Origin of the sequence: Azospirillum sp. TSO35-2 (assembly GCF_003116095.1) — a bacterium.
Taxonomy (GTDB): domain Bacteria; phylum Pseudomonadota; class Alphaproteobacteria; order Azospirillales; family Azospirillaceae; genus Azospirillum.
Genome location: NZ_LGRA01000008.1, coordinates 861465 through 874165, shown reverse-complemented (window position 1 = coordinate 874165; position 12701 = coordinate 861465). Strand labels below are relative to the sequence as shown.

The 12701-nt window shown below is 59.2% G+C and carries 8 protein-coding genes and 1 pseudogene; 5 read left to right on the top strand and 4 right to left on the bottom strand.

Going from position 1 to position 12701, the window contains the following annotated elements; all coding sequences use genetic code 11:
* Positions 1-74 precede the first annotated feature (74 nt).
* Complete coding sequence (locus tag TSO352_RS05380) at positions 75-959, top strand: LysR family transcriptional regulator (protein WP_109106288.1); 885 nt, start codon at positions 75-77, stop codon at positions 957-959.
* Between the two features lie 209 nt (positions 960-1168).
* On the opposite strand, the gene TSO352_RS05375 is transcribed toward TSO352_RS05380, so the two are convergent.
* The 4 genes from TSO352_RS05375 to TSO352_RS05360 all read right to left on the bottom strand — a co-directional run bounded on the left by TSO352_RS05375 (position 1169) and on the right by TSO352_RS05360 (position 5435).
* The gene (locus tag TSO352_RS05375) at positions 1169-2413 is read right to left on the bottom strand and encodes a site-specific integrase (RefSeq protein ID WP_247871908.1); all 1245 of its coding nucleotides are present in this window, start codon (positions 2411-2413) and stop codon (positions 1169-1171) included.
* Between the two features lie 190 nt (positions 2414-2603).
* On the bottom strand, positions 2604-4331 hold the full coding sequence (locus TSO352_RS05370; RefSeq protein WP_109106287.1) for a recombinase family protein: 1728 nt from the start codon (positions 4329-4331) through the stop codon (positions 2604-2606).
* Between the two features lie 35 nt (positions 4332-4366).
* Complete coding sequence (locus tag TSO352_RS05365; RefSeq protein ID WP_109106286.1) at positions 4367-4609, bottom strand: hypothetical protein; 243 nt, start codon at positions 4607-4609, stop codon at positions 4367-4369.
* Positions 4610-4775: 166 nt separating this feature from the next.
* A complete protein-coding gene (locus tag TSO352_RS05360) occupies positions 4776-5435 on the bottom strand; it encodes a hypothetical protein (protein WP_109106285.1) in 660 nt (219 codons plus the stop codon).
* Positions 5436-5528: 93 nt separating this feature from the next.
* On the opposite strand from TSO352_RS05360, the pseudogene TSO352_RS05355 reads away from it, so the two are divergent.
* The 4 genes and pseudogenes from TSO352_RS05355 to TSO352_RS05340 all read left to right on the top strand — a co-directional run bounded on the left by TSO352_RS05355 (position 5529) and on the right by TSO352_RS05340 (position 12679).
* A pseudogene (locus TSO352_RS05355) lies at positions 5529-6286 on the top strand (IS5-like element ISAzba5 family transposase).
* A 202-nt stretch (positions 6287-6488) separates the two neighbouring features.
* A complete protein-coding gene (locus TSO352_RS05350; RefSeq protein ID WP_109106284.1) occupies positions 6489-9602 on the top strand; it encodes a hypothetical protein in 3114 nt (1037 codons plus the stop codon).
* A 21-nt stretch (positions 9603-9623) separates the two neighbouring features.
* The gene (locus TSO352_RS05345; RefSeq protein WP_109106283.1) at positions 9624-12287 is read left to right on the top strand and encodes a hypothetical protein; all 2664 of its coding nucleotides are present in this window, start codon (positions 9624-9626) and stop codon (positions 12285-12287) included.
* Positions 12288-12295: 8 nt separating this feature from the next.
* A complete protein-coding gene (locus TSO352_RS05340) occupies positions 12296-12679 on the top strand; it encodes a transposase (protein ID WP_158284535.1) in 384 nt (127 codons plus the stop codon).
* The last annotated feature ends 22 nt before the right edge of the window (positions 12680-12701 follow it).

Here is a 12701-nt window from a genome sequence, read left to right as displayed (position 1 = left end):
TACCCACTACATATGGGGGTGTGTAGTCAACAATCCGCTTTCAAACCTGTGTCTGTCATATAGCTACGTTTGCAATGGAATTGCGTCATCTGCATCATTTGGCAACGCTAGCTGAAGCTGGAAGTTTTCATCGAGCTGCAAAGCAGCTCGGCCTTCGGCAACCAGCGCTCAGCCAATCCATCAGGGCGCTGGAAGTGGATGTAGGGGCGCAGCTGGTAGTGCGCAATTCTTCAGGTAGCACCCTTACACCAGCTGGCGCTGTGTTTCTCAGCGAGACCAGATATGTTACCCATGTTCTTGAGCGAGCTACACATGTTGCTCGAATTGTTGCAAGTGGGAGTGATGCGCCTGTGCGGCTTGGTGTCAGCAGAGATGCCGCTACAAATTATTTGTCAAAATCTTTGGAATTATTAATAAAAAAATTTAGTTGTGATGTAGTCGTGAGCTCTGGTTCCCCGTCGAATTTGCTCGCGATGCTTGGCAGCGAGATTTTGGACATTGCGTTGTTGCCGATGGAGTCGGTCACTGGGAATTTCTATGCTGAATCGTTGTGGACAGAAGATATTCATGTTGTGTTGCCGGAAGGCCATCCCTTATCTGCTGAAGAAGTTGTTGATATCCGCCATTTGTCGAAATATATTATTGTTATTGAATCACCTGATTATGCGGGTTCCGCAGACGCTTTGCTCCTCGCTGCTGGACATGCGCTTGGCCTTGAGTTGCGCGTGACCACGCCATTGTCCAATTTGGAAGTTCGGCTAGCGTTGGTATCGGCCGGTCTTGGGATTGCAGTGCAACCAGTTTCGAATATTCTCATGCTGCCGGGTGGCGTTGTCGCGCGGCCACTGGTGCCACGGTTAGCCGTTCGCATCGTTGCGGCGTGTTCAACTGCTGGTTTGACAGTGCCGGCTCGACGCTTCATTGAAGCCACGCGCTTGGTAACGGCTCCAACTCTCTGAGTTTCTGACTTGTCCTTGGAGATAGTCCCACGATCTGCGATGTTATTTGGACTGCCTTCCATTTCTTTAGATTTGATCTTGGGGCGACGGGGCTAATAGAAAGCGTCCATTGAATGGAAATGCTGAAATCTAATGCGCGGATAATAGAGTTCTTATTAATAAATCTCTGTAAATGTAGCGCAGAACTGAGTTCTAAAGATACAGCAAAACTAAGAAATGCTAGTATGTTCTTGGTGGGGGTGGGCGTTTTCAATTAGCTGGTCGGCTTGGACTCCGGCTGCCGCATTTGATGCATCGTCGTTCCTGGGTGGGCGGGTGAGGGCGATCGCAATGGCTTCCGCCACTTTGTCGGCAGCGGCCTTGATGGGATCGGTCTTGAGGTGAGCATAGCGGGCGGTGGTCTGGACCTGGGTGTGCCCCAAAAGACGACCGATCATCGGTAGATCCTCGCCGAGTTGTAGCGCGTCGGAGGCGAAGGAATGCCGCAGATCGTGGATGCGCACGTCATCCAACCCGGCGCGCTTGCGCAACCGGCGCCAAGGGCGTTGCATATCGGTCAGGTGCTGCCCTTCGACTTGGCCGGTGATGACATAGGGATTGTCCTTCACCTTGGTGAGGCCCTTGAACACCGTGATGGCGGCCTTCCCAATCGTCACCAGCTTCGCCCCGGTCTTGGAATCCGGCAGCCGGAGCATGCCAGTGTTGAGATCGACGTGCTCCCATTTGAGCTTCTGGATCTCGCTGAGGCGGCAGCCCGTCAGAAGGAGGAGGCGGATGCAATTGACCGCTTCCGGTTCGGAAGTGGATTCGCGCAGCACCTTGCCGAGGGAGGCGAGTTCGTCCGGCGTGAGATAGCGTTCGCGCTTGACCTCCTTGTAGCGCTTCACCTTCCAGCACGGATTGACGCCATCGGTCCGCACGCCCCAGGTGTGGGCAACGGTGAACATGACGGAGAGGACGCCCAGGGTGCGGTTGGCCTGATAGGGGGTCGCTTTCAGGGATTGGTGGAGTTCGACTACGTCGGCACGGCTGACGTCGATGATCCGGTGGGTGCCGATCTTGGGATTGATGAACAGCTCGATGGAGCGCTTGTATTCGGCCCGGGTCGTCGGCTTGCAGTGGGAGGCGACATAGTCCTCCATGAAGCGCTTGCCGAATTCCTTCATGGTAGGGGATGCCTTGCGCCGGTCGCGTTCGGATGCTGGATCGCCGCCGCGCCGGACATCGGACAGGTGCTTCATGGCCTCGGTCCGGGCGACGTCAGGCGTCAGGACGCCATGGGGGCCAATGTTGACGCGGCGCAGACGGCCGCCGGCCCGGAATTGGGCCAGATACATCTTCCGGCCGGAAGGATAGACGCGCAATCCGAAACCCTTCAGTTCCTCGTCCCAGAGGAAGAATTCCTGCTCGCCGGGGACGGCGGCATCGACGGACCGTTTCGTGATCTTGACCATAGAGTACCCCCACGAGCGCCGGCATCTCCGGAATCAAATCGGAATCACCTGAGAAGAATTGAGAGCGTTTCCGATGAAGCAGTAGCGTAGATTGGCTTCAATAAAATTTCAATGGAAACAAGGTATTATGCTTGAATCGGATGCCATGGGGTGCTGCCGGAAACGCGCGCGCAGGGGCCTGAAAACGAACTCATAACCTGAAGGCCGCAGGTTCAAATCCTGCCCCCGCAACCACCGACACTGAACGCCCCGGTTCGCGAAGGCCGGCCGCTCCCGCAGCGCCGGCCTTCGCTGCGTTTGCGCCCAGCCCAAGGCTGAGCAACGCCACCAAGTCGCCCTCCAACTCGAACTCGATGCCGCGGGTATCGGCAGCGCTGAAACGCACCACAACCCGCTCGATCAGCAAGCGCAGGCGGTCGCGCGCTTCAATCCGGTGGTCCGGGTCCTCCAGTGTCGCGGCCAGCTCGGCGATCCGCTCCCGGTAGAGGGCCGCCAAATTGTCGGGCAGGACCACCTGCGGCGGGGGAGGGGAGGCCAGCGCCGCTTCCAGCGATTCGGCCTTCGCCTCCAACCCGACCATCAACCGGTGCAGGCGCTCGGTCAGCCGACCCTGGCGGGCGGTGGCATCCAGCCCATCCAGGTCCTGGCGCACCTTCCTCAAATCGGCTTCCATCTGCCGCTGTTCAGCGGTCTGTTCCTGCCCATCCGTCCGAACCGCCTCCCGGAAGGCGGCGACGAAGGGCGCCACCATGTCGTCCTGCATCAGCCGATCGCGCAGGGCGTTCAGCACCGTGTCCTCCAGCACACTCCGTCGGAGGCTGCCCTGATTGGCGCAAGAGGTCGGCGAGAGCTTGGCGGTGTTGCAGGCGAGATAATCACGGCCGGCGTTGCTGAGCGACATGCCGCAGCCGGCGCAGACCGCGAGGCCGGTGAGCAGATGCTGGCGGCGGTGCTCCCACGGACGCACGTCGCGAATGGCGCTGGATACTGCGCCGTTCCGGATGTCCTGCAGCCGCTGCTGGACCCGGTCCCACAGAGCCTGCGGGAGGATGGCCAGTTCCGGCCAGGGCACGCGCACCCAATCGGACTCGTCATTGAGGCTGGCGACGCGCTTGGCATCGTCGGCCGGGTTGCGGCTGAAGCTCTGGCGGTTGAACACCAGCACGCCGGCGTAGAGCGCGTTGCGCAGGATGCCGCTTGCCCGCTCATAATGGCCGCGGATGGTGGTGGTGTCGCGCCAGATGCCACCCCGGGGGCCAGGAACACTGCGGGTGTTGAGGTCGCGGGCAATCTGTTTGGGGCTGTGCCCGCCGGCGAAAGCGGTGAAGATCTCGCGGACCACCGCCGCCTGTTCCTCGACGATCTCCCAGTGCCGGTCGACCAGTGTGCCGTCTTCGGCATGGACCTTGACCACCCGGTAACCATAGGCGAGGCCGGTGATGATCTCACCCTTGCGGACCTTGTCGAGGATTGAGCGCCGCGTCTTGAAGGCGACCGCCTCCAGGTAGAGGGCGTTGGAGATGCCGCTGACGGCGACGTGGATGTTGCTGACCTCACCCTCGGCCAGGGTGACGAGACGGACGCCCCGGTGCTTGAGCCGTTTGAAGAGGGCATGGCTCTCCTCCGGATCGCGGGTCAGGCGGTCGAGTGCCTCGGCGAAGACGATGTCCGCCTCGCCAGCATCGACGACGCGCAGCATCGCCTGATAGCCATCCCGCGCTTTAGTCGCGCCACTGATCATTGCGTCGGTGAACTCACCGGCCACCTCCCATCCCTTGGAAGCGGCGAAATCCTGGCAGAGTGCCAACTGGGCCTGGATGGAGGATGGGTCCTGCTTTTGATCGGAGTAGCGGGCGTAGATGACTACCCGGTCACCGACGGTGCCGTTGGCCCGGCCGGAGTTCGGCTTGCGTCTCATGAAGGTGTATCCTTTCCGGAGCGAAGGGAAGGAGGTCAGGAGGGCATCGCGGCGACGATGCCGATCATGATGGTCAGGCAGATCAGGGCGATCAGCAGCAGCAGCCGGAGGTCGGTGATGCCGCGGGAGGAGCGCAGGAAGCGGCGGGCTTCGGTGCGGGCGATCAGGCGCACCAGGTCCAGCAAGGTCTCTTCGACGCGCTGGAGGCGCTGGTCCGGTTCCGACGGCTCGGCGGAGGCGGGAACGGGTGGGGCGGTCTTGCGGAGGGACACGGGCATCGAACGCTCCTGCGATGGCGGATTGGAAACCATCCCGATCGGCTGCAGGGCAGTGTGCCGCGCCCGTGCTCCTCATGGCCTCCGCGTTCGCCTCAGAGGAAGGCACGAAGGAAATAAAGATGTTGACGATGTTGAAAAGTCCGGTCGCTGACGTGTTCACTCCCCCTCACCAGCCGGGATAGTGCGACAACAGCGTCATGGTGTCGGTCCAGCCGGACTGTTCCTGCGCCTGCAGAGACACCAACGCCTCCACCGCGCCGAAGCGCAGTTGCCGCTTAGCGATCACGCGCATCATGGTGGCGTTGTACAGGCCGAACAGCATCAGGCCGCTGATGCGTCCGATCGTGTCCAGCTTGAGCAACTCGCCTTCATAGCGGTCTGGATCAATCGGGCGCAGGTCGAGATGGCATCTGGCCGGTCCGGTGCGGCGCCACAGCGCGTCGAGGTGATGTGCCTCGATGACTGAGCGTACCCCGGCGCTGAAGATCGGTCGCATGGTATCCCGGAGTCCGTTCGGCCCAGCGATGCCGGCCATGTCGGCAACCACCTTCTGCTCTCGGACATCAAGACACGTGACCTTGTCGATCAGCCATCCAAGATTGAAGTCGTTGGTTGGGAAGCGCAGGCGGGCGGCGTCCGGGTCCAGCGCCGTGAGAGCGAGGCAGGCGATCGCCTCACGGGTGTGGTGGTAAATGGGCTGGGGCCAGTTGACGGTGACCACGTCGGTGTCGATCGCGATCATGTCGACGGCCAAGTTCGCGGTACCGACGATACCGGCCAACGTAGTGGCGTCGATCTGGCAGAGCGGATAGGTGGTGCAGGACATGATGATCTCCTTGTGACGCTAGGGTCCGGACCCATAAAGAGCCTTTTCGTCAGGGAGCCGTTGTGATTCAACGCCCTGGAAAGGGGCTTTGCGATGAGCGACGGTCAGTTCTGGTTGACTGTGGAGCAATTTGGGCGGCTTGAGCCGCACCTTCCTCGCGACACCCGAGGCAAGCCGCGCGTGGACGATCACCGTGTGATCAGCGGAATCGTCCATGTGCTGAAGTCGGGCGGGCGCTGGGCGGATGCTCCACCGGTCTACGGTCCGCGCAAGACGCTCTACAACCGCTTCGTCCGCTGGGCGGCGAAGGGCGTGTGGGAGGACATCTTCCATGCCTTGGCCGCGGCGGGTGGCCCACCGGCCCAGGTAATGATCGACTCCACGGCCGTGCGCGCCCATCGATCGGCAAGCGGCGGCAAAGGGGGGAGCGCGCCCAGGCCATCGGACGGTCCCGTGGCGGACGAACCACCAAAATCCATGCCTTGAGCGATCCGCGTGGGCGGCCGCTCGCCTTCCTGCTGACCGGCGGTCAGGTTGCCGACTGCACCGCCGCCGACCGTCTGCTCGACCGGATGCCTGCCACCGACCTCCTGCACGGCGACAAGGGATACGACAGCGCCGCTGTTCGCCGGAAGATCGAAGAGGCCGGGGCCGCGCCCAACATCCCGCCACGCGCCAACAAGCGCTGGAAAAACTGCTTCTCACCCTACCTCTAACGGAACCGCAACGTCATCGAGCGTATGTTCGGACGCCTCAAGGACTTCCGGCGCATCGCCACCCGCTATGACCGCTCCGCTACCAACTTCATGGCGGCCGTCCACATCGCCGCAACCGTCGCCTACTGGTTATGAGTCTGGACCCTAAGCTAAGCAGCGCGATGATCTCCTACTCAACCGAGCCGCGCCGATTGTTTCTTGCATCGCATTCTTTCGATGTGGACGGGACAGAAACGCCGACCAGATCGGGAAAGGTCTATGTGGCACGCAATTCAGAGGTCTCAAACCTATTCGAAGGTGCTATAGCCTGAGGTAGGGTTCGGGAATTGGAGGAAGCATGCCGGTCATCGATCTGCGGCTGCAGGAGAATATCCTCGGCGTTGAATATCGCATTCACGAAGATGCGTTCAACAAAGTATTCACTTTGCTTGGCACGACCCCGCTCAGAGGTGAGGCGAGGGATGATGGCAAGAGAAATCTGGCTAGGCTGCAGATCGATCCGAGCCGGCGCCACGATGTTATTACTATCACGGCTCCGCGCGGCAGTGGAAAAACCACATTTCTTTTGAGCGTCCTTGGCGCCATCGAGTCGAATGACTGGAAAGACAATTCGGCGAGCGGCCCAAGTAAGCCCCCCCGCCTGTTCAGCCTCGGCATTATCGATCCGACTCTAATCGAATCCAAGCAGCATATTATGGTCTTGCTTCTCGATCGCATCTGGTTGGCGGCAAGGGAAGCGGATGCCAGAAGCCAAAAGATTAAGGCTTGTGAGCAGCAACTACGGCTAATCGCCCGAGGCCTGGGGCTGTTGGATGGCATCGGGGTGGAAGTCTTTGGCAAAGACTGGATGGATCCCGATTTCATCCTTGATCAGGGGATCGAGAATGCCAGCGCGGCGGCCGATTTCGCGCGTCATTTCAAAGAGTTCGTTGAGTCGGCGCTGGATGTCCTGCAAAAGGACGCCTTCGTCTTGGCCATCGACGACATCGACACCCGGTTCGAACGGGGCTGGCCGGTGCTGGAGGCAATCCGTAAATATCTAACCACTCCGCAACTGCGCATTCTCCTGTCCGGGGACATGAATTTGTTCTCCTTCCTCGTGCGCCGCCAGCAGTGGGAGCAGATCGGCGAACCGCTTCTCAAACCGGAACAATGGCTGCACGAAAAGATGAAGGATGACCGGCAGTCCCTAATGCCGGGGATGTCGGCCATGATAGACCAGCTGCAGGAGCAGTATCTGACCAAGGTTCTGCCCACTGAAAACCGTATCGAACTGCGTCCTCTGGCAGATCATGTCGACCTTGGCAAAGAAGTGACTTTCCAGGTTGATAACAAAGAGAATAGACCACTACTAGACAGCTTCACCACCTATGCGGCTGAAATGTTCGGTTACCGTGCCGCGAGCGACGTACAAAATTTCCGCTCGGTCTTCCTGCGCCAAGCACTGCGCACCACAATTCAGGCATTGCGCGGCGGCAGAGAGGTGATTGCCAGCACCGGAAGCGCCTCCCCGCCCAACCCGGAGGCGCGTTCGCAGGCGATCGATGCCTTGCGTCATGTCGCATGGACGGCAATGTTCAAGCTTGGGCTTCGGCCCGATGACACCCAGGAAAGAGAGCCGCGCCGCCTGTTGCTGACCCTGATCAACTGGTTTAGCGAAAGAAATGACTGGAAGACGTTGCCGCGCTTGTCTCCGGAGTTTGCTGACGGAGAAGTCAATCTGTCCGTATTGGCGGTCAGTGCGTCCGTCTTGGACGGGTTCCGCCGAGATCCAGGGGCAATGTTTGAATACATGTTGAAGATCGCTCAGATCCGCGACATCGTCGACATGGGGCAGTCCAGCAATGGCCAGGAACTAGTTGGGCACGCCAATCTGACCATCCAGGAAAGCTGTCTTCACACCGTCGCCCGCATTGGCGCCTGGTCGATGGTGGGAAACGGCCGCAACCTGCTCCGCCGCGTTAACATGCTGGCCCTGCCGGTGTTAGCTGGTAGAATCCGGAATTACAACGCGCCTCTGTTAGAACTCTATGGTGTTCGCTATCCAAAGCAACCCAGTGCCAAGGCCGCTGAGAGATTTGCAATGTTCAATCCTGAGTGGGTGTCGACACTTTGGGATGAGCGGATAAAGGATCTTGCCAAACCTATCAGGAGCTTCCAGGCTGTCACGTATAGCGCCATCAAGAAGGGTGAAAATAACGTAAAGTACTTGCGCAATTTTTTCAACTCAGTTGAAAGCTTGTCTGATAGTATCAGCGAATCGCCAGCTCGCGATGTCCTCGCCCTGTGCTCCTATACGGTTCTAAGTGGCCAAGGTTTTGCCAACGGTGCCATTTCCTTTACGCGCCTAATTGCAGTGATAGCCGACCTGATGCAACCGAGGTCAGCCTTTGGGAGTGGACTTGAGGAAGTCAAAAGCCATGTGCGTGCGATTCTTCTGGAGGCGACGGATGAGTCCAGCTATCCGGTGCCGGCGGATGGCGGAGAGGACGAGGAGAGTTTCATCAACGAGGATCAAAGTGTTGGTGAGGACCGACGCTCCGGCGTGGATGAATATTTGGTCTCGGCTTTGGCAGCTTGGTTGATTGAGCACAAAACATTCGAGGTTTCCGTATCGCCCCTCGCGCTCGATCGCATTTGGGCGCGCTTTGTTTCCGCTTGCAAGAGCATTGATCAGAAACATCAGAGGCATTTGGAGACGCGTTATCTTGGACTCATCCTACACCGCTATACTGTAGCATTTTTGCATGCGGCCGGTGTTGAGCTACGCCGCACCAAGGGGGGGGCTCTCGAGAAGGCCTTCCGCAACAATCCAGTCACTAGTTCAGCGGTATTTAATGCGTTCCTCGAGCAGTTCGCGGCTGACGAGAAAGCACGCTCGGGGGCAGGTACAACGGACGAAACTAAGGATTCGGTTGCTGAAGCACCTCCTCAGCCTCAACAAATCGATTCGCGGGAAGGTGCCACTGCTGCCGGTGGCACCGCAAAAGCATCCGCCGAAACGCCGGAGGACCGGCTGTTCAAGCTCATTTTTTCCTGCCCGCTCTGGGGGTTCTTCCTTCTTCCCAAGGATGACGGCAGCATAGAGGAGGTTGTTTATAAAAAGTACATAGAGGTGCTTGGATATCTGAAAAAGCCGGAGCATCAGACCGGATTGGGCGATCCTGGCAAGCTTTTCATCGCTAAATATAAGATGCCGGATGGTGATTCAAAGGAGTCTTGCCTGTCTGTGCTTATAAACTCAATCCCAATTTCGGATCAGAACCCGAACGGCAAGCCGGAGCAGGGGCTTCGCTCACTGCCTGGTGCCGTACTGTCACAGCCTACGGTGCCGTCTAAAGCTAGCCGTTCTAAACGCCCGGCAAACACACCGTCGGAGGATACGGCGCCGCCAGAGGATGGGACGCCGCTAGAGGATGGGAAGCCGCCGGAAGATGGGAGCAAAGGCTGAACCGAAGGGACGAAGTGACTGATGGGAAACCTCATCTACCGGCGTGTGTTCGCGGATCCCGCTGCGCTTCGCCAGATGCTGGCGGGGCGCAAGCCGGACGTCGACGACATCAAGCGGCGCGTCTTCGTTATGGAGCGGCAATCCGACCATCGCCGGCCGGACCACTTCTATAAAGGCTATTTGGAGCACCGCGTCGGCAAAGCCCGGAACTTTGTTGACCTGATTAACGTGACCTTGGGGGGCATCGGCGACCATCATTTGGAATGGACCCGCGGCCGTGCCGCAGTCAAGTTGCAGGAGTTCGAGCATTGGCAACATGGCCTGCCGTTCTTCTCCCCCTTGGCCGTGGCTGTGCATTGGCTGCGACGCCATCTGCCGGAAAGTGCCCGTTCCACCGTTGCCGCACGACGCCGGGAACTTGAAGCCAGTCTGCTTTATTCGGCGTTGCTCTCACCCGTGCTGCCTGGGCCTGAGGAGTTAATTCGGCGCGATGGTCTCAACGAGATGCATATGCACCTCACAGGCTCAACCGAACTTGATATTGTATGGATCGATGCTGTCCAGCGCCCCGAAGTGTATCGCGACGAGTTGGAAAAGGCCTTCGCTTCCGCTCATATGGTCAAAGAACTCTACGACCAGATTGATCTCGGGCTGGATGCAGCGGAGATCCATTACCGGCTAGCCGTCGCCCGCAATGTGCGCTGGAGCATCACCCGCCGGCTGCTCGGGCGATCACTCGCCAAGGTGCAGTTCGAAGGTGGCCGGACGGAAGCGCTGACCTCCTCACGTAGCTACCACCGTGCCCGTCATCGGGTGGAAGGGCTTCGGCCGGACAACGAATTGACGGACTGGTCATCCAACTCGGAGACGCTCAACGCCTGCTTGACCACCACACTGATTCCGCCGCCAGGCTTTAGCATAGCCTGCCATCCGGTGGAGGGGCTTTACTCTGAGAACGAACTGGCCGGCGTCACACCCCTCCACAAAGAGGCGCTATGGCTGTGGCACTGTTTCGACGCGCTGGAGCAGCTTCCCGCGGATGATGCCGAGGACATTGCTCTTGGGCTATATTTCAATTTTCTGACTCTCACCTTGATTGCTCGCCTGACCGTACAACAGGTTGACGAGTTTGGATTTGATCAGTTCCAAAAATACACCTTGGCCGGCGCTCGAGAACCGGTGGAGGCGCATTATGCCGCACGGTTCCGCCAACTTGGGGTCAGTAACGACGGCGACCACGACCATCTGGAAGGACGGTTTTCACCCAAGGAGACAGTTGGCAAGAACGCTGACCTGCTAGAAAGCATCGTGCGCGGCTATCTCGACTACCGCGGCTGCGGGCGCGCCAAACTTTTCCGCGCGATGGCCAGCATCGTGCCGGCATGCCTGACCGGCGGCTCCTGTTCCTGCAGCCATGGCCGGATCCCAAGGATGAAGTTGGGCTTGGTAGCGCATTTCATTAAGAAGGAGGATAAGCCGCTCGATAAAGTTCGGCGTTGGTCACATGCCTGTCGGCATCAGGAACTGCGAACGGATCTGGAGACGCGTGGACATGCCTTTCTCGGTCTGATGCAGCGCTCGCCGGCTGCGCGTCACTTCATTACCGGCATTGATGCCGCTGCCAACGAGTTGCACGCTCCGCCCGAGACGTTTGCTCCGCTCTTTCGTATGGTACGCCGGGCACGGCTTCCACATGCCTCCTACCATGCGGGCGAAGACTTTCGCCATCTTGTATCAGGCATACGCGCGGTAGTTGAGGCGGTTGAATTCCTTGACCTGCGCAATGGAGACCGTGTCGGCCACGCCACAGCCCTTGGGATTGATCCCGCCTTGTGGTTGGAAGAGATCGGCCCTCGTTTGATGCTGAAGGTTGAAGACGCGCTTGATGATGCAGTCTTTGCCTACCATAGGTTGTCAAAATCGGCCGCTCATATAGAGGCAGCTCTGCGGCTTGAGGCACTGATCGGCGAATTACAGCTACGCATCTATCGCCGCCACGTGCCCATACCGCTGCTTGTCGAGGAGTGGCGCATGCGCAAGCTCGATGCCCGACTCGCGACGATGCCGGAGGTCACTCTCATTACCCGGGGCGAGGTTGATGATGCTGCAAAGATGGCGCAACAGGCGCCTGCTGCATTTGATCGGCTATGCCGCGCCACTCTGAGCCGTGGTCGTCGCGCCGAGATAACTGCTCTGAAGGAAGCCTTCGTTCGCGCGCCGCAGGCATTTCGCCTTTTCCAAGAAAGGCATCTTCTTGAAACGTGTCGGCGCGGGGCTGAAATCATCGAAGTGCGCATATCGGACTATGATGAGCGTGCACTTCATGCTCTGCAGATGGATGCGATTTCGCTGCTGAACAGCCGCAACGTGATCATCGAAACCTTGCCAACCAGCAATGTGCGGATCAGTTATTATGACTCTTACAAACAGCACCACCTGTTTCGCTGGCTTGGTGTTGCGCAGCGCCCGTCCCTTCCCGATACGGTGGTGCCAACCGTGTGCGTGGGTAGCGACGACACCGGCATATTCTCGACCAGCCTGCGCAACGAATATGCGCATATCTACTTGACGCTCGTCGACTCCTTTGGCCTGTCGGCCGACCAAGCGATGACATACCTAGAACAGCTGAACCGCAATGGGCGTGTCTACCGTTTCCATGAAAGCATGCCTGCGGCAAATATCTGAGCGGTAACGTGGTCGTCTCGACCGACGGCCTGCCGCTGGCGGTCCTCCCTTCGCCCGCCAACGTGCATGATACCAAGCTCTTCCCTGACGTGCTACGCTTGGCCGAGGTCGTCTGCACGGCCATCGGCACGCTCTACGCCGACGCAGGCTACGACAGCGCTGACAATTGCTGGCTCTGTTTACGCGACAGGGTTCAGCCGCACATCCGTAAGATCGGCGAGCCCCACGGCTCGGGGCTCGGCAAGGTCCGATGCATCGTCGAGCATGGCTGCGCTTGGCTGCTGGCAAACAAACGCCTGGATCGACGACAGGATCGATTGGGCCATATCATCCTCGCTCTGCTCACCGCGGCAGCCATCTTCATCATCGCAAACCGGCTCACTGCATTCTGAAAACCGCACCTTATACCGCCGA